Below are 18,318 nucleotides of genomic sequence, written 5' to 3' on the forward strand. Positions count from 1 at the left end.
TCCGCTCAGAAAAGCTGTTAGCCCATGGAGTCCAGGAGCGCATCAACGCGGTCGTCGACGCTGCGGAAGGGGTCCTTGCACAGGATCGTCTGGTGTGCGCGGTCGTTGAGCTTCAAGTGCACCCAGTCCACCGTGTAATCGCGTCCAAGTTCCTGCGCCCTCCGGACAAAGTCTCCCCGCAGCTTGGCCCTGGTTGTCTGTGGAGGAGTGTCAACAGCGTCCTTCACTTCGGTTTCGGGGACCAAACGCCGTGCGGCATCCCGTGATTGCAGCAGGAAGAAGAGGCCGCGCTGGCGTGAAATGTCGTGGTAGGTGAGATCCAGTTGAGCAATGCGTGGCGAGTCCAGGCTGAGGTCGTGCCGACGCATGTAACTGTCCATCAGCTTCTTCTTGATGGCCCAGTCCACCTCGGTATCGATAGTGCTGGTATCGCCGCTTTCAATGGCGTCCAGGGTCCGCTCCCACAGATCGAGAATAAGCGGCACATGGGCATTGTGTGCGCCGTTCGCGGCCACGAACTCTGTGACCTTGGCGAGGTACTCCCGCTGGATATCGAGCGCCGAAAGTTGCCTGCCGTTTGCCAAACGGACCAAGGCGCTGCCCGTGAGGTCGTGCGAAATTTCCCGGATGCTCCGGATGGGGTTTTCCATTCGCATGTCCCGCATGATCACCCCTGCCTCGATCATTCGAAGGATGAGGTCCACCGTGCCAACTTTGAGGAGTGCTGAGGTCTCAGACATGTTGGAATCACCCACGATCACATGGAGCCGGCGATAGAACTCGGCATCGGCATGCGGCTCGTCACGGGTGTTGATAATGGGGCGTGACCTGGTGGTGGCAGAGGACACACCTTCCCAGATGTGATCCGCCCGCTGTGAAAAGGCGAAAGTTGCACCATGGGGTGTCTTCAGCACCTTGCCCGCCCCCGCGATGAGCTGACGGGTCACCAGGAACGGGATGAGGATCTCGGCCAGCCTGGAGAACTCACCCCGGCGGGGTATGAGGTAATTTTCGTGGCTGCCGTAGGAGTTTCCGGCGGAGTCGGTGTTGTTCTTGAAGAGGTACACCGTACCGTTGAAACCTTCCGCAGCGAGCCGGGCCTGGGCCTCATCAACGAGGTCGTCCAGGATGAGCTCGCCGGCGCGGTCGTGGGCGATGAGTTGCGCGAGGTCGTCGCATTCTGCGGTGGCGTATTCCGGGTGCGAACCAACGTCCAGGTACAGGCGTGAACCGTTGGTCAGGAAGACGTTGGAAGACCTGCCCCAACTCACCACCTTGCGGAACAAATAGCGGGCCACTTCTTCGGGGGCCAAAGGACGTGAGTCGGGGCTGGAATAGGAAATCCCAAACTCCGTCTCGATGCCGAATATGCGCTTGTCCATTTCAAGCCTCCTCTGTGAGCAACTGTGTCATGTCCTCGGGAAGCAGACGCCGGAAAGCCCGGCGGGAACCCCTGTGACTCTCCGAAGCGCGGTCCAGGACTGCGGCTTCGACGGCGGTCGCCGGGAGGGCGTCGGCTTCCTTGTCTGTCGCCAAAGCGCGCAAAGCCAATCTCATGGCCCCGGCAAAACCAAGCTCAGGCTCCCAGGCCCCGCTGACGACGTCGGAAATCTGATCGGCAAGTCCGCCCATCACCACGAAGCCGTTCTCATCGGCAATCGAACCATCAAAGGTGAGCCGGTACAGGTGGTCCTGCTCCTGCGTCGGGGCGACTTCAGCCACGGCCAGTTCCACTTCGAACGGCTTTTGTTCGGCGGTGAACACGGCGCCGAGGCTCTGCGCGTAGACGCTGGCCAATCCCCGGGCGGTCACGTCTTCGCGATCGTAGGAGTAGCCGCGGACGTCTGCGTACCGTACCCCGGCCTGCCTCAGGCTTTCGAACTCGTTGTACTTGCCCACCGCCGCGAAGGCGATTTTGTCGTAGATCTCGCCGATTTTGTGCAGCGAAGGTGACGGGTTTTCAGCAATCAGCGCGATGCCATCAGCGCAACTGATTACCACTACAGAACGTCCGCGGGCAATGCCCTTCCGTGCGAAGTCCGCACGGTCCTTCATCAGCTGTTCGGGCGAGACATAGAACTGCTGCGTCATGTCAGGCCTCCCGTCCGGCGATGGCACGGGATTCGACGATGGCACCGGCTATCGCCGCCAGGTCCCGTTCAGGTACCCGGCGATTACCGGCTCTGTTGACCGTGTAAACCACTGGCCACAGCTGGCGGACGGGGTCCGGGCCGCCCGTTGCGGAGTCGTCGTCCGCGGCGTCGTAGAGGGCCTCAACCGCGACGGCCACAGCTTGTTCTTCCGAAAGGTTCGGCTTCCAGAGTTTTTTCAGGGCCCCACGTGCAAAAACAGAACCGGAACCCACTGAGTGGTGTTCCTGTTCTTCGTAGCGCCCACCGGTTACGTCGTAGGAGAAAAGCCGCCCGGTGCCCGATACGTGGTCGAAACCGGCAAACAAGGGAATCACCGCCATGCCCTGCATTGCCATGGGCAAGTTGCCGCGGATCATCGCACCCAAACGGTTCGCCTTGCCCACCAGGCTAAGGAGCGTGCCCTCAATCTTCTCGTAGTGCTCCAGTTCCACCTGGAAGAGCCGCGTAATATCGATCGCCAGGCCGGCGGTGCCGGCAATGCCCAGAACCGAATACTGGTCCGCGGGAAAGACCTTCTCAATGTGCCGGCTGGCGATCACGTTTCCCATGGTTGCCCGCCGGTCCCCCGCCATGAGCACGCCGCCGGCATACGTCAAGGCGACGATGGTGGTCGCGTGCGGCAAGGACGGTACGGTGCCGGCCGGCAACGTTTGGTTGAAGGGAAGGAGTTCGGGACGCGAGCGTTGAAGGTGCTCCGTGAATGAAGACGTTGCCTGGGTGGCCAGGGGGCCGGTTGATGGGTCCTGCATTGCTGCACTCCTTCGACTCTGCATTCCGATGCCCGGCGGCCTCGCGCCGGCCGGGCAGTACATAGGTTGTCCGGGTCCGCTTACTGGCCGCCCTTTTGGACGAAGGCCCTGACGAACTCTTCAGCGTTGGATTCCAGGACGCCATCGATTTCGTCAAGGAGATCGTCCACACCCTGTGTCGCGTCCGAGGCCTGGGCTTCGGGTGCTGCCGGTGGGGCCTCCGGGACGTCTACTTCAGTCTCGGTGTCCCGTGACTGCGGTTGCTGCTGTTCCTGCGCTGCCATTTCATTCTCCCTACTGTCAGCCCCCGTTTGTGGGGACTTCCTACTGCCATATTGCCACGCCGTGGGCTGCTGCGCCCGGCTTTGCCGGGGCACCATTTTTCCCCGCGCCTGAACGCCTCACTCCTTGGGCGGCGGCGGTTTTTGGCCCAGCAATTCGGCCAGGAACGAGCCGGCCTCCCGATGCCGGTCAAAGAGCGCTCCTGTGAGCGCCCGGGTTCCCCGAAGTGGTTCGCGGGTGGGGACACGCTGAAGTTTCCCAAGTCCCGGAACATCGAAGATGACCGAGTCCCAGCTGGCGCCCACAACGTCTTTGCCGAAGCTGGAAACGCACCGTCCGCGGAAATACGCGCGCGTATCCGACGGCGGTTCGCCCACCGCCCTGGCGATGTCGGCGTCGTCGACGATCCGGATCATCCTGTCCCTGGACAGCATCCTGTAGTAAAGACCCTTCTCCGGCCGGATATCGGACCATTGGAGATCGACCAACCCGAGCCTGGCATCGTCCCAACCAAGGCCGTCCCGGTTCCGGTACCCCTCAAGGAGGGATTTCTTGGCTACCCACTCCACGGATGACGCCGCAGCAACGGGGTCGCTGCCCAGCACTGACAGGGTGGATTCCCAGCGTTCAAGGACGCCATGCGTGTGCCCGTCGCCAGTGACGGAATCGGCAACTCCGGTTTCTTGCGCCAGCTTTGCGGCGGCTTCGTAGTACATCCACTGGATGTCCAGGGCGGTCACCCGTCGTCCGTCCAGCAGTCTTACGGTAGTGGCCAGGGTTGTGTCATGACTGATGGCCTGCAGCGCCTGAACGGGTTCATGGACTTCGATGCGGGGCGCCTGGCCAGCTTCAATGAGGCTGAGAACCATGGCCGTGGTGCCGAACTTCAGATAGTTCGAAACCTGGCTGAGGTTCGCATCGCCGATAATTACGTGAAGCCGCCGATACTTATCCGCGGTGGCATGGGGCTCGTCCCGGGTGTTGATGATGGGGCGGCGGATAGTGGTCTCAAGGCCCACCTCAGCCTCGAAGAAGTCTGCCCGTTGGCTGATCTGGTAGCCGGCAGTGGAACTGTCCTGTCCGATCCCCACACGCCCGGCACCACAAATCACCTGCCGGGACACGAAGAATGGTGTGAGCCCTCGGATGATGTCGCCAAAGGGAACTGAACGGGGCATGAGGTAGTTCTCGTGCGAGCCATAGGACACTGATTTGTTGTCAGTGTTGTTCTTGTAGAGATTGATCGGCGGAAGGCTGGTGTCTGCCGCTACTTTCCTCACCGTGGCAAGTGCGACGAGATCGCCGGCGGCATCCCAGGCCACCGCATCCCGCGGGTTGGTGACTTCAGGGCTTGAGTATTCCGGGTGTGCATGGTCCACGTAAAGGCGCGCGCCGTTCCCGAGGACCATGTTCATAAGGAGCGAACCGGATTCGTCCTGGCCGTCCAATTCCAGTTCCTGGCGGCCATATGCCAACGCTACTGCCTCGGCGTCGAGCACTGGCGGTTGGTCAGTCAACTGGCTGGGATCGGCGGACGCCCGGTCAACGGTCCAACCGCGGGCATCGTGTAGAGGTTCTTCGTCCGTGTAGTCCCAACGTGTTTCCGCTCCCCCGGCGGCACGTTGGCGCGTGACCGTGGCATAGGCCTGGATGATCCGGGCGGACATCATGGTGGCGTTCGCCCCTGGCGCCGATGGCGCATGGATTCCGTACTCGGTTTCGGAACCCATGACGCGCATGGCGCCACCCACCGGCAACCTTTCCCCTGGCACACCCTCGGTTTTGGCCGTCACAGGTACTGGCCCGTGTTGGCTGTGGTCTCGATCGACTTGCCAGGTTCCTGGCCGGCCTTGCCTTGCACGATCGTACGGATGTACGTGATCCGTTCACCCTTCTTCCCTGAAATTCTTGCCCAGTCGTCAGGGTTTGTGGTGTTCGGCATGTCCTCGTGTTCCCGGAATTCATCCACCACTGCACGCAGCAGGTGATCGATCCTCAGACCCTTCTGATGGTTGGTCAGCAGGTCCTTAATGGCGTACTTCTTAGCCCTGTCCACGACGTTCTGAACCACGGCCCCTGAGTTGAAATCCTTGAAGTACAGCATTTCCGTATCACCGTTGGCGTACGTGACTTCAAGGTATTCGTTCGACTTCTCGGTGGAATACATTGCCTCCACGGTGCGCTGGATCATGGCGTCGACAGTAGCTTGGACGTCCCCGCCGTACTCCGCCAGATCCTGTGCATGGAAAGGCAGGTCCGTGGTGATGTACTTGCCAAAGATGTCTGCAGCGGCCTCGGCATCGGGTCGCTGGATCTTGACCTTTACGTCAAGGCGGCCCGGCCGGAGGATCGCGGGATCGATCATGTCCTCGCGGTTTGAGGCACCAATGACGATCACGTTGTCCAATCGCTCCACGCCATCGATCTCGCTGAGCAGCTGCGGGACGATGGTGGTTTCGACGTCGGAAGACACGCCAGTGCCACGGGTGCGGAACAGCGAATCCATTTCATCGAAGAAAACCACCACGGGGCTGCCATCGGACGCTTTTTCCCGGGCGCGGGAGAAGATCAGCCGGATGTGCCGTTCGGTTTCGCCAACGTACTTATCCAGGAGCTCAGGACCCTTGATATTGAGGAAGTAGCTCTTGAGGTCGGTGTTGCCTGCGCGCTCAGCGGCACGGGCTGCCAGGGAATTGGCCACAGCCTTGGCGATGAGGGTCTTGCCGCAACCTGGCGGACCGTAGAGAAGGATGCCCTTGGGCGCCTTGAGCCCGTGTTCCCGGTACAGGTCAGGATGCAGGAACGGGAGTTCAACAGCATCGCGGATCTGTTCGATCTGGGGACCAAGGCCGCCGATGTCCTGATAGGTGATGTCCGGGACTTCTTCCAGGACAAGGTTCTCCACCTCAGCGCGCGGGACTTTCTCCAGCGCATAGCCGGTGCGCGAATCCAGTGATAGCGCGTCTCCTACCTTCAGGTGCACGCTTTGCAACGCTCCGGAAAGGCGGACTACGCGTTCTTCGTCGGCGCGGCCAACTACCAACGCACGGTCCTTGCCCAGCATCTCCTTGAGCGTAACGAGTTCACCCGCCCGTTCGTAGCCGAGTCCGGCAACCACCAGCAGGGCCTCATTCAAGAGGACTTCCTGGCCAACGGCGAGCTGGTTGACATTTACCAGCGGGCTGATGCCAACACGCATCTTGCGGCCTGCATTGAAAATGTCCACGGATTCCTCCGTGGCCGCCTGGCCGGAACTTCCCGGGCCCGGCTGCCTGCGGGGGTTGATCTGTACCACTGTTCCGAAGCTGTAGGGCGGCTGCCCTTCCTGCTCCAAAGCACCCTTCAAACGGAGGATCTCGCTCTTCGCCGTTTCAAGCATGCTGACGAGCTTGCTGTTGTTCTGGGTGGCGGCGGCAAGCTGGCGGTCGATGTGGCGAAGCTTGTCCCGAAGGATGTTGATCTGGCGTTCGGCCACGGTCAATTCACTGGATGGGTCGGGCGGCTGGATGGCGGCAAGCCTCCGGTTTGCTGCCTCTTCAGCAGCGGCGTTAGCTTCCTCCGGTGTCGGCCGTCCAATGTCGTTGTTGTTCGACGTATCCACGATTCATCAGCCCCTTCCTGCGCTTAACAAGACCTTAGTCCCGAAAAGCTCAGGGTGCTTGGTGACATCCGGAATGCGGACCCTATTGTGACCTTTTCAGTTTGTGACCGAGGGGTCGTCCTGGACGTTGGTTCCGGCGATGGCATCACGCGCTGCGCGCCGGAGTTTCTTGTCCGATACGGCACGCTCCCCTACTGCTCCCGGAGTCCAGGCGTTCAGGTCTTCCTCGCTGAATTCGGTCTTGGATGGGCGCCGTTTCACGGAGATTCCAGTGACGCCGTCGGCGAGCCGCCTGGTGACCAGGAGGAATCCAGTGTGGGCCACCATGCGGTGGTCCGGGCGCACTGCGAGTCCTTCAAGGTGCCAGCCGCGCACCATGGATTCCCAGGCATCCGGCTCGGTGAAGCGTCCGTCAGCCCTGATGGCCTCGGCGGTTCGGGAAAGCTGCGTCACTGTTGCCACGTAGTTGATCCAGACGCCACCCGGGGCCAGAACAGTTGCCACAGCGTCAAGGCACTCCCAGGGAGCAAGCATGTCCAGCACTACACGGTCTACGGAGCCAGGTGCTTCGGCACGGACCACTTCTTCCTGGAAGTCGCCCAGTGAGATCTGCCAAGCGGGGTGCGGGCCACCGAAAATCGTCTCGACGTTCCCCCGGGCGATGTCCGCGAATTCTTCCCGGCGCTCAAAGGAATGGAGGTAGCCACCATCGCCTACTGCACGGAGCAGGGAAATGGACAGCGCGCCGGAGCCCACGCCGGCTTCAACAACGCGCGCACCGGGGAAAATATCTGCCATGGTGACAATCTGGCCGGCATCCTTCGGATAGACGACCGCCGCGCCACGAGGCATGGACAGGACGAAGTCCGAGAGGAGGGGACGCAGCGTTTGGTACTGCTGCCCGATGTTATTGCTGACTACCGAACCATCAACCTTGCCGATTATTTCGTCGTGGTTCAGGAACCCGCGGTGGGTATGAAAAGCTCCCCCCACCTCAAGCGTGATGGTGTTCATCCGGCCACGCTCGTCGGTGAGCTGCACCCGCTCGCCCACGCGGAAAGGCCCACGGCGCCGGGCTGCCCCGGTTGGTTGCGTGGCAGAGTCAGTGGCTGGCTTGTCGATGCCTGTGTCCGCGCCCGTGACAGTGCCTGCGCTTGTCTCAGCCGCGGCGGTTTCGCTGCTCATGTGGTGTTCCTCGCTCCTGGGCGGCTGCGCCGCCATGTGTTGCTGCCGTATGGGCGCCGAAAATCGATGGTTTGCTTTATGGACCGGCACGTAACTCTACCGGCAAGGGCGTCAGGCGCGCCCGCTGCCCCGGGCTTCTTTACCTGTTATCGCTGTCACTACTGCCTGCTGGCGGAGCAACCCGGTCACGGTTCCGTTGTGGTCCACCACAGCGTATTCGCCACCCTCCAGCCGCGCCAGATACTGGATCAGCTCCTGGCCCTTGGACCATTCCGGGACGTACGCGCCGGCCGCCAGTGCATGCGCTACGGCGGTGACCGGCGTCGTCGCTATGGCCTCGGGAGGAACCGCGGCGGCCGCGCCCGGATCCACCACTCCCTGGGGTTTTCCGTCAGGTCCGCAGATTACGACGGCGGGACTCCCGGCAGGTGATACCACCAGGACGTCCGCCACAGTAGCCGCGTTCGGGAGGCCCACTGCGGGCTCCGCGAGCCCGGCCGCGCTCACCAGGTAAAGGCGGCTGCGGAGTTTTGCATGGTTGATTGAGCTCGATGCGCCCATCCACAGGAAACCGCAAACAAGGACGGTGATGAGCATGAGGCTGATGTCAAGGGGCGCTCCGGTGAGGAACGGCACTCCGATGAACCAAATGACAAGTGCGGCGACGATGACGCGGCCTGACCATCCTGCCGCAATGGTTCCCTTGTCCTGGCTGCCCGTGGCCTTCCATACCGCCGACTCCACCAAGCGGCCGCCATCCAAGGGCAAACCGGGAAGAACGTTGAAGATGCCAATAAGGAGGTTGGCCCACATCAGGATGTTTGCCAGGATTTCCGCGACGCCACCGAGGATGCCTGAAGAAAGGACAGCCCACATGCCGCCGGCCAGGACAAAGTTCGACACCGGTCCGGCAAGGGCGACGATGACAGAGCGTCCCGGGGATGCGGTGAAGCTCTCGAATTGGGTGTGGCCACCCCACAGGTTCAGGACAATCTTTTCCGTTGGCCAGTTGAACGCTTTGGCGCTGAGCGCATGGGCAAGCTCGTGGACCAGGACGGAGAGCGCCAGCAGCAAGGCATAGCCGAGGGCAACAAAGTAGGCCCAGATGCCCAGGTTGGGCATTCGCACCAGCAGGGCAGGCCCATAGACGATGACGGTGAAGCCGGCGATAACGAACCACGAGTACGCGAGGTACACGGAGATTCCGGCGATTTTTCCTAGCGGGATGCCGTCCCTTTTGGTAACGGCATGGTGTGGCGTGGAGGAGCTGCTCACCTAGTTTGCCCCTTCAAGCAGGTTTCCCGGTGCGAGGCGATCAGCAACCAGCTGACTGACATCTGCTGCGGACCGGCCCACCAGGGTTTCCCACATGACCATGCCAGGGTACTCGGGCAACGGAACCTGGTGCGGGATGCCCACTGTCAGTACGCCCGATGCCAGGGCAGCCGTGGCGCCAGGAATGGAATCTTCCAACGCAACACAGTGATCGATGGTCAGTGACGGGTCCTCGAGCCGAAGCCGTTCAACAGCTGTGAGGTAGGCCTCGGGGTGCGGTTTGCCGTTGGTGACGGTGTCTCCCGTGACCAGGAATTCGAAGTAGGGCTTGGGGAGGCTTTCAACGATAACGCCGGCCAGCGGGCCCTCGGACATGGTGACGAGGGCACAACGGATGCCTGCCTGGTGCAATTCGTCCAGCAACTCGCGTGCTCCCGGGCGCCAGGGAACTTCATTGCGGACGTGCATGATCACCTGCGCGCTGAGGGTATCCACGATTTCCCGGGCTTCAAGGCGGACTCCTGCAGCTTGGAGTACAGCGGCGGAGTGCAGCAGGGACTGGCCCACCAACTGCATGGCCTGCTGGTGTGACCAGGTCCCGCCATGCGCCTCCACGAGTGCGCGCTCGGCGGCGATCCAGTAGGGCTCAGTGTCCACAAGGGTGCCATCCATATCCCAGAGCACGGCTTTGAGGAGGGGCTGACTGGATGAGGAAGGCATGGTTTCAAGTCTACGTGGAAGCCGGGGCGCTTCCGGCCGGGCTTGCGCTGTGGGCGAATACAGGACACGCTTCGGCGCGAAATGCCATGCATCCACAAGGGACTTGGACGTAGGGTGAGTGGATGAACAGTGTGGACGGGACCCCCGAAGGACAGGACATCACCGCGGAGCCCGAGCGTTTCCTTAAGGAACCCGCGGAAGGCCAGCGCGTCACCGTAATGATCGCTGCGTTTGAAGGCTGGAACGACGCCGGTGAGGCCGCCAGCGATGCGCTGCACTATTTGAACAAGCTCTGGGATGGCAAGAAGGTTGCCACAGTGGACGCCGAGGAGTACTACGACTTCCAGTTCACCCGGCCCACCGTGCGGCGCACGTCCTCTGGTGCGCGCAAGGTTAAATGGCCCTCAACGCGGATCTACAAAGCGTCAGTTCCGGACAGCAATGTGGACGTGGTGTTTGTTTTGGGCACCGAACCTTCATACCGTTGGCGCGCCTACACAACCGAACTCCTGGTCCATGCCGAGGCACTGAAGGTGGACTCGGTCATTCTTGTGGGTGCGCTGCTGGCCGACGTTCCCCACAGCAGGCCTATTCCGGTAAGCACCACCACGGAAGACAGTTCACTTCGGGAACGCTTGAACCTGGAGGCCTCCCAGTACGAGGGGCCCGTGGGCATTGTGGGTGTGCTGGCCGAGTTTGCCATGCTGGCAGGGCTGCCAACAGTTTCCCTGTGGGCAGCGGTCCCCCACTATGTCGCACAGCCGCCCTCGCCCAAAGCCCAACTGGCCATCCTTCACAAGATCGAGGACCTGCTCCAGGTTCCCTTGGACAGTCAGGCCCTCGCGGAAGAGTCCGAGGCTTGGGAACGCGGGGTGGATGAACTTGCCACCGAAGATCCTGAGATTGCCGCCTACGTGCGCCAGTTGGAGGAAGCCAAGGACACCGCGGACCTCCCGGAGGCATCAGGCGAGTCCATTGCCCGGGAGTTCGAGCGGTATTTGAAGCGACGCGGTAAGGACCGGCCCTAAAGCTCCACGCCGAGTAACGCGTCTACGGCGTCGCCCATAAGGGCGGCGTCGATCCCGGAGGCCGGGGCGTTGTTCCGCAATGCCTCCTCAGCCCAGCGATCGACGGCGGCAATGGCTCCGGGAGCGTTGAGGTCATTGGCCAATTCCGGGCGCATGGCGTCGACAAGTGCGGACGCAGAACCGGCAGGAGCTGCGTCGCGGGCATTGCGCCAGCGGGCGAGCCGATCCTTTGCTGCCCCGAAGTCCGCCTCGGTCCAGGACCAATCAGAGCGGTAGTGGTGGGCGAGGATCGCAAGGCGGATGGCTGCTGGTTCTTCTCCCGCAGCCCGGAGCTTGGAGACAAGAACCAGGTTGCCCTTTGACTTGCTCATCTTTTCGCCATCAAGGCCCACCATGCCGGCGTGGGCATAGTGTCGGGCAAGGGGAACGCCCGCCAGTGAGTAAGCATGTCCTGCTCCCATTTCGTGGTGCGGGAACACGAGGTCGGAGCCGCCGCCCTGCACGGTGAAAGGGGCGGGCAGGTATTTCTGCGCGATAACCGTACACTCGATGTGCCAACCGGGACGGCCGTCACCCAGGGTGGCCCCCGGCCAGCTGGGTTCGCCTTCACGTGCTACCCGCCAGAGCAGGGGATCGAGCGCTTGACGTTTGCCTGTCCTGTCCGGATCGCCCCCACGCTCAGCAAAAAGGGCAAGCATTTCCGCTTCGCCGAGTCCTGAAACGTCGCCCAGCGTCCATGCATCAGTGGCGTCGGATCGTTTGCCGGCCATTTCGACGTCGTAGTAGACATCGCCGTCGGGCTCGCCGTCTGTACCTTGTACGCGGTAGGCGACGCCCTCGGCAATAAGCCGCTCGATGGCGGGCACAATGTCCGGAATGGCTTCGACTGCGCCGATGTAATGATTTGGAGCAAGGACGTTGAGGGCGTCCATATCCGTGTGGAACAGTTCAATCTGGCTCTGCGCCAGGTCACGCCAGTCCACACCGGTGGCGGTGGCGCGCTCAAGGAGCGGGTCATCGATGTCCGTAACGTTCTGAACGTAGGCCACCCGGATTCCGGCATCGCGCCAGGCCCTGTTGAGGAGGTCGAAGGCCACATAGCTGGCAGCGTGGCCCATGTGCGTGGCGTCGTACGGCGTAATGCCGCAGACGTACATCGATTGTTCCGGCTGCGGCTCTATCTCCACAACGCGGCCAAGGGCGGTGTCGAAGAGGCGTAGTTGCGGCATTGTGCCGGGCAGCTCAGGAACAGGGCGGGAAGTCCACGATTTCACGACTCAACCTTAGTGCTAGGCGCTGATCACATTGAAACCGAGCAGGACATACAAGGCCAGGCCAAGAAGGATGCGGTACCAGACAAAGAGCCTGTAACTACGTGTGGAGACGAACTTAAGGAACCAACCAATGATCACGTAGCCCACCACGAAAGCGATGACTGTGGCCAGGGCCGTCTCCGGGAGGCCGAAGGGACCGGCAAGGCCCTCCTTGGAGACCGTTTTGTAGAGCTGGTAGAGGCCGCTGCCGAAAACCGCCGGAATGGCGAGGAGGAACGAGTAGCGGGCCGCAGCTTCACGCGTGTACCCCATCAACAACCCGGCAGTGATGGTTCCGCCGGAACGCGAAACGCCGGGAATCAGCGCCATTGCCTGGGCAAAACCGTACAGAATGCCGTGCTTATAGCTGAGCTGTGTGAGATCCCGTTCCTGGCGGCCAACGGCGTCGGCAACTGCCAGGATCATGCCGAAGACAATGAGCATGGTGGCAACTATCCACATGCTCCGCAGGACCGACTCGATCTGGTCCTGGAACAACAAGCCGAGAACGATGATGGGAAGGCTGCCCAGGATCACCAGCCATCCCATGCGGGCGTCCGGGTCATTTCGTGGGACTTTTCCGCTCAGGGACCTGAACCAGGCCCCGATGATCCGCACGATGTCGCGCCAGAAATAGACGATGACCGCCGTCTCCGTACCCAGTTGGGTGATGGCCGTGAAGGCGGCTCCGGGATCGGCTGCATTCGGAAGGAATGAGCCCACGATCCGCAGGTGTGCGCTTGAGGAGATCGGGAGGAATTCGGTGAGGCCCTGCACCAGGCCCAGCAAGGCTGCTTCTATCCAGTTCACGTGAATAGACCCTACGTCATGAAGACTGGGAACTCCCCGTAAGCTATCAGCATGCAGCAGCGTTATGTCGGGAACAGCGGGTTCCGTGTCTCCTCTTTGTCCCTCGGAACAATGTCCTGGGCGCAGGAGACGGATGAGCAGGACGCTGCCGAGTTGCTCCACGCTTTCGTGGACGCAGGTGGCACCGTCATCGACACCGCTGCATCGTATGCCCAAGGCCAGGCTGAGGCGATGTTGGGCTCCATGTTGGGTGATGTCGTGGCTCGCTCCGAAGTCGTCATATCTACCAAAGCCGGTGTCTCGTCGTCCGAATCCAGGCGCAGCATCAACGCATCACGCGGTGCCCTGTTGTCAGCATTGGATGCCAGCCTGGCAAGGCTTGGAACCGATTACCTCGATATCTGGTTCGTTCATGAATGGGACCCGAATGTTCCTTTGGACGAGACTCTGTCAGCGTTGGAGCTCGCGCAGAGGTCGGGACGTGCCCGCTACGTGGGAATTTCCAACTACAACGGGTGGCAGACAGCCAAAGCGGCGGCCGTCGCTGGTTTCACGCTGGTAGCCAACCAATCCGAATATTCCCTGGTGCAGCGAAAGCCGGAGGAAGAGCTCATTCCTGCCGTGGAGGATGCCGGGCTCGGCCTGATGGCCTGGGCTCCCCTGGGCCGTGGTGTCTTGAGCGGAAAGTACCGGGGCCAGATTCCCGCGGATTCCCGTGCTGCGCAGAGCAGGCTTGCTGCGTATGTTGAAACATACCTTGAACCGAAGGCATCACGGGTAGTGGAGGCCGTTGCCATGGCCGCGCGGGGTTTGGGACGATCGCCCCTGGACGTATCGCTGAGTTGGTTGCTTTCGCGTCCCGGCGTTGCCACGGCGATAGTGGGAGCCCGGAACGCCGTCCAACTCAAGGAATTGCTGGATGCCCAGTTGACGGTTCTCCCGGCCGAAATTTCGCGCGCTTTGGAGGACGTCTCGGCGGTATAGCCCTCGAGGTCCTTACTGGCGGTCGAGGATGTCCAACAGGTAGCTGCCGTAGCCGCTCTTGGCGAGCTTGGACGCCTGTTGGCGGAGTTCGTCGTCGTTGAGGTAGCCCATTCGCCACGCCACCTCCTCCGGCGCTCCGATCTTCAGGCCCTGCCGGTTCTCGGTGGTTCGGACATAGTTTGACGCATCGTTGAGGTCACTGAAGGTTCCCGTATCCAGCCAGGCGGTCCCGCGGGGGAATTTCTGCACATGGAGCCTTCCGAGCTCCATGTATTGCCGGTTGATGTCCGTGATCTCCAGCTCCCCCCGAGGGGAAGGTTTGAGGTCTTTTGCCATGGCGACGACGTCATTGTCGTAGAAGTACAGGCCCGGCACCGCATAGTTGCTCTTTGGGGACGCGGGCTTTTCCTCGATGGAGACGGCCAGACCATCGTCATCGAATTCCACGACGCCGTAAGCACTTGGATCCTTGACCCAGTAACCGAAGATCGCGCCGCCTTCAACGTCGGCGTATTTGCGGAATTGGTTACCCATCCCCGGACCGTTGAAGATGTTGTCCCCCAGGATGAGCGCTACTTTGCCATTGCCAATGTGCTGCTCCCCCAGGATGAATGCCTGCGCCAATCCATCAGGCGTGGGTTGTTGTGCATATGTGAGGTTTATGCCGAATTGGGATCCGTCGCCCAGTAAGTTCTCGAACTGGGGCGCATCCGTGGGTGTAGTAATCACCAGAATGTCCCGAATGCCGGCAAGCATCAGCGTGCAAAGCGGGTAATAAATCATGGGTTTGTCGAATACGGGGACTAATTGCTTGCTGATTCCAAGCGTTATTGGGTGAAGCCGGGAGCCCGTGCCGCCTGCAAGAACGATGCCGCGCATATCAGCTGTCCCTTCCCGCTGCACATAGCCCCAATTGGCGGCTACGCTATGGCCATGCAGAGAATCCTTGTCACCGGCGGGGCCGGATTCATTGGATGCAACTTTATCCACTACATCATGGAGCACTCACGCCTCCATGTCACGGCCCTGGACAAACTCACCTATGCCGGAAACATCGAGTCCCTCGCCGGCCTGCCTCCTGAACGCTTCGAATTCGTCCAGGGTGATATCTGCGATGCCCCGCTGATAGACCGCATGACGGCAGCCGTTGACGCCGTGGTCCATTTTGCGGCCGAATCGCACAACGACAATTCACTGCAGGATCCCCGGCCGTTCGTGGACACGAACCTCGTAGGCACGTTCACGCTCATTGAAGCGGCGCGGAAGCACAACACCCGCTTCCACCACATCTCCACAGATGAGGTGTACGGGGATTTGGCCCTGGAAGATCCGGAGCGTTTCACCGAGTCCTCGGTCTATCGGCCCACGAGCCCCTACTCGGCAACCAAAGCCGGTTCAGACCTGCTGGTCAGGGCATGGGTCCGTTCCTTCGGCCTCAAGGCGACCATCAGCAACTGCTCCAACAACTATGGGCCCTATCAGCACGTGGAGAAATTCATTCCGCGACAGATCACCAACATCCTGGATGGCAACCGTCCCCGCCTCTACGGCAACGGCCACAATGTGCGGGACTGGATCCATGTGGAGGACCACTCCGCGGCTGTGGCGGCAATCCTGGAGCGTGGGCGGATTGGTGAAACATACCTGATCGGCGCTGATGGTGAGCAGTCCAACCGGGACGTCGTGGAGAAGCTGCTTCGGCAAATGGGACAGCCTGCTGAGGCCTATGATCTGGTGACTGACAGGCCCGGTCACGATCTTCGATACGCGATCGATTCCAGCAAGCTTCGAAAGGAACTTGGCTGGGTCCCCCGGTTTGCAGACTTCGACGCCGGCCTGGCTGACACCGTCCGCTGGTACCAGGACAACGAAGCTTGGTGGCGGCCGCAAAAAGCTGCGACCGAGACTAAATACGCAGGCCAAGGCCACTAACCATGGGACCCGCTGAATTGACATCCCGTAGTACACCGATCCCCGGGCTGGTGCTTTTCGGGCTGCCCGTCCACGGGGACCAGCGGGGATGGTTCAAGGAGAACTGGCACCGTAGCAAGATGATGGCTTTGGGCCTCCCCGACTTTGGGCCGGTGCAGAACAACATCTCCTTCAATGCCAAACGCGGGACTACTCGGGGTATCCACGCCGAACCGTGGGACAAGTTCATCTCGCTCGCCTCAGGGCGGATCTTTGGTGCGTGGGTGGACCTGCGTCAGGGCCCGACTTTCGGCAGGGTTTTCCACGCAGAGATGTCCCCCATGGAAGCCATCTTTGTTCCCCGGGGCGTGGGCAACGCCTTCCAGACCCTCGAGGACAATACCGCCTACACCTACCTGGTCAACGATCATTGGAGTGCCGCAGCGCAGGCCGACTACACGTTCCTCAATCTTGCCGACGAAGACGTCGGTTTACCATGGCCCATCCCGCTGGAGGAGGCCGTGGTGTCTGACCAGGACCGGACCCATCCACGATTGGGCGATGTGGCTCCAATGCAATCCAGGCGGACGTTGGTACTCGGCGCGGACGGCCAATTGGGGAACGCGCTCAGAGAGGAGTTCGACGGCGACCCGACGGTGGACTTCGCAGGGCGGGCCGAGTTCGATATCTCGGCAGAGAATTCCTATCTCGCCACCGATTGGCGCAAGTATTCCACCATCATCAACGCCGCAGCTTTCACGGGAGTCGATGCCGCGGAGACAGCGGAAGGCCGCACTGCCGCCTGGAGCATCAACGCAGCCGCGGTGTCCCGCCTGGCCAGGACCGCCGTCGAACATTCACTGACGCTTGTCCATGTATCCAGCGACTATGTGTTCGACGGTACCGCCGCTGTGCACCGGGAGGACGAGGCACCCACTCCCCTGGGTGTCTATGGGCAAAGTAAAGCGGCCGGAGACGCTGCCGTTGCTGCGGTGCCGCGGCACTACATTGTGCGGAGCAGTTGGGTAGTGGGCGAGGGCCGCAACTTCGTCCGCACCATGGCTGGGCTGGCCGCAAAAGGCGTAGCACCCACAGTGGTGGGTGACCAATGGGGGCGGCTGACGTTTGCTTCTGATATTGCCGCAGGCATCAGGCACCTGATCACGCAACAGGCACCTTACGGAACGTACAACCTCACCAGCGACGGCGAGCCGCAGTCTTGGGCTCAAATTGCACAGGAGGTCTATCGCCTCTGTGGTGTGGATCCTGGGAAAATTACCACCATCAGCACGTCCGAATACGCAAAACCCGGGATGGCGCCGCGTCCAGGCAGCAGCGTCCTGGACCTTTCGAAAATAAAGGAAACGGGCTTCAGTCCGTCCATGTCGCATTCCCGGTTGGAAGCATATCTGCGGTCCGGAACGCTACTTTGAGACGAAGGTTCCCGCTTTCCGCGCTACGAGGGTCTTGGCCAGGTCCCTCAGCCGCGATGGCTTTCGGAGCAGCCGCAGGAGAATTTTCCAGGCGCCCAGGATCTTGTCCAGGCTGCGGCTGACGAAGCGATCGTCCACGTCGAGGGAAACAGAAAAGTGCGGGGCAATGCGTCGGGCACTCGTCCGCAGGCCCACAACCTCGTTGAGGACGTTGCCGCCGTGGATCACCTGCAACCACATCGGGTGTGCAGTCCGCGCATTCAGGACGGGGGCATAGGCATCGATCCGGTAATGGTGTTCAACGAACACCGTGGCCGGAGCGTGGTTCGCAACCCGCTCTATCAAGCTCGAAAATGGATTCATCGTGTACGGGCGGACGTAAACTTTCCGCCCGGCATACTGCGCACCGTTCACCAGATTTACGAACGTTTTGTCCTGTTCCCTGAAACAACTTTGAATTGTCTCAATAAAGTCGTTTGCTACTGCGTCGTCGTTGTCTACCCGTGTGGTAATGACGTAGGGCGTGGCACTAAGTTGGCCAATTGTCCGGCTCAGGAATTCCTGCGAGAAGGCACCCTCAACGTAAACAGCCCGAAAGACGCCTTGGGATAATTTGTCAATCTCCTGCCGCAACCATAATGGCGACAGGGAGTCAAGGAAAACCAGCCAGGTAAACCGGGTTACCGTTTGATTTCGGAAGCACGGGATGCAGTACATTTCAAACAGCTGAAGGCGCTCGCGAAGCCATGCGTCCGTGGGCTCTGCCTTGTGATAAAAGCTGCGGACATTGAAGCGTGTGAGAACAAAATGCGTTGCCAGGCCCCCCAAACAGTCTGTGATCTCGCTGCCCATGTCCGTCCTCTACGTGGTCAGG

17 protein-coding genes are annotated in these 18,318 nt (G+C 61.1%); 4 read left to right on the forward strand and 13 right to left on the reverse strand.

The genetic code is table 11. The features are described 5' to 3' along the window. Positions 1-17 precede the first annotated feature (17 nt). From pafA to ABIE18_RS07855, 9 genes are all read right to left on the reverse strand, one after another. A complete protein-coding gene (gene pafA, locus ABIE18_RS07815; protein ID WP_431115290.1) occupies positions 18-1,382 on the reverse strand; it encodes a Pup--protein ligase in 1,365 nt (454 codons plus the stop codon). 1 nt (position 1,383) lies between these two features. After that, the gene (gene prcA / locus ABIE18_RS07820; protein ID WP_431115289.1) at positions 1,384-2,091 is read right to left on the reverse strand and encodes a proteasome subunit alpha; all 708 of its coding nucleotides are present in this window, start codon (positions 2,089-2,091) and stop codon (positions 1,384-1,386) included. Between the two features lies 1 nt (position 2,092). Then, the gene (gene prcB / locus ABIE18_RS07825) at positions 2,093-2,902 is read right to left on the reverse strand and encodes a proteasome subunit beta (protein ID WP_499722111.1); all 810 of its coding nucleotides are present in this window, start codon (positions 2,900-2,902) and stop codon (positions 2,093-2,095) included. Positions 2,903-2,982: 80 nt separating this feature from the next. Continuing rightward, entirely contained in the window at positions 2,983-3,186 is a 204-nt protein-coding gene (locus tag ABIE18_RS07830) for a ubiquitin-like protein Pup (RefSeq protein WP_216925702.1), read from the reverse strand. Between the two features lie 117 nt (positions 3,187-3,303). Next, entirely contained in the window at positions 3,304-4,923 is a 1,620-nt protein-coding gene (dop, locus tag ABIE18_RS07835; RefSeq protein ID WP_499722270.1) for a depupylase/deamidase Dop, read from the reverse strand. Between the two features lie 50 nt (positions 4,924-4,973). After that, a complete protein-coding gene (gene arc / locus ABIE18_RS07840) occupies positions 4,974-6,785 on the reverse strand; it encodes a proteasome ATPase (RefSeq protein WP_431115286.1) in 1,812 nt (603 codons plus the stop codon). A gap of 96 nt (positions 6,786-6,881) precedes the next feature. Then, positions 6,882-7,970, reverse strand: a complete 1,089-nt coding sequence (locus tag ABIE18_RS07845; protein WP_499722113.1) for a tRNA (adenine-N1)-methyltransferase — start codon at positions 7,968-7,970, stop codon at positions 6,882-6,884. 111 nt (positions 7,971-8,081) lie between these two features. Next, entirely contained in the window at positions 8,082-9,245 is a 1,164-nt protein-coding gene (locus tag ABIE18_RS07850; protein ID WP_431115283.1) for a site-2 protease family protein, read from the reverse strand. Beyond that, positions 9,246-9,965 (reverse strand): HAD family hydrolase, encoded by a 720-nt coding sequence (locus tag ABIE18_RS07855; RefSeq protein ID WP_499722115.1) that lies wholly within the window; start codon positions 9,963-9,965, stop codon positions 9,246-9,248. Positions 9,966-10,087: 122 nt separating this feature from the next. Between ABIE18_RS07855 and ABIE18_RS07860 the strand changes: the two genes are divergently transcribed. Further along, positions 10,088-10,993: a PAC2 family protein gene (locus tag ABIE18_RS07860; RefSeq protein ID WP_431115281.1), complete on the forward strand. Its 906-nt coding sequence runs from the start codon at positions 10,088-10,090 to the stop codon at positions 10,991-10,993. On the opposite strand, the gene mshC is transcribed toward ABIE18_RS07860, so the two are convergent. Next, positions 10,990-12,267, reverse strand: a complete 1,278-nt coding sequence (gene mshC / locus ABIE18_RS07865; RefSeq protein WP_499722116.1) for a cysteine--1-D-myo-inosityl 2-amino-2-deoxy-alpha-D-glucopyranoside ligase — start codon at positions 12,265-12,267, stop codon at positions 10,990-10,992. The genes ABIE18_RS07860 and mshC overlap by 4 nt on opposite strands. A 15-nt stretch (positions 12,268-12,282) precedes the next feature. Continuing rightward, entirely contained in the window at positions 12,283-13,116 is an 834-nt protein-coding gene (locus tag ABIE18_RS07870) for an undecaprenyl-diphosphate phosphatase (protein ID WP_499722117.1), read from the reverse strand. A 51-nt stretch (positions 13,117-13,167) separates the two neighbouring features. On the opposite strand from ABIE18_RS07870, the gene ABIE18_RS07875 reads away from it, so the two are divergent. Then, positions 13,168-14,100, forward strand: coding sequence for an aldo/keto reductase (locus ABIE18_RS07875; protein ID WP_499722120.1), 933 nt, complete (start codon positions 13,168-13,170; stop codon positions 14,098-14,100). Positions 14,101-14,112: 12 nt separating this feature from the next. Here ABIE18_RS07875 and rfbA read toward each other — a convergent pair whose 3' ends face one another. Further along, on the reverse strand, positions 14,113-14,979 hold the full coding sequence (gene rfbA / locus ABIE18_RS07880) for a glucose-1-phosphate thymidylyltransferase RfbA (protein WP_431115277.1): 867 nt from the start codon (positions 14,977-14,979) through the stop codon (positions 14,113-14,115). A 54-nt stretch (positions 14,980-15,033) separates the two neighbouring features. Here rfbA and rfbB point away from each other — a divergent pair, with 54 nt between their 5' ends. Beyond that, positions 15,034-16,032, forward strand: coding sequence for a dTDP-glucose 4,6-dehydratase (gene rfbB, locus ABIE18_RS07885; protein WP_499722122.1), 999 nt, complete (start codon positions 15,034-15,036; stop codon positions 16,030-16,032). A gap of 2 nt (positions 16,033-16,034) precedes the next feature. Beyond that, entirely contained in the window at positions 16,035-17,444 is a 1,410-nt protein-coding gene (locus tag ABIE18_RS07890) for a sugar nucleotide-binding protein (RefSeq protein ID WP_499722123.1), read from the forward strand. On the opposite strand, the gene ABIE18_RS07895 is transcribed toward ABIE18_RS07890, so the two are convergent. Beyond that, on the reverse strand, positions 17,436-18,296 hold the full coding sequence (locus ABIE18_RS07895) for a glycosyltransferase (protein ID WP_499722125.1): 861 nt from the start codon (positions 18,294-18,296) through the stop codon (positions 17,436-17,438). The genes ABIE18_RS07890 and ABIE18_RS07895 overlap by 9 nt on opposite strands. Positions 18,297-18,318: the final 22 nt, after the last annotated feature.

Source organism: Arthrobacter sp. 2762, from assembly GCF_040548745.1.
In the GTDB taxonomy this organism is placed as follows: domain Bacteria; phylum Actinomycetota; class Actinomycetes; order Actinomycetales; family Micrococcaceae; genus Arthrobacter.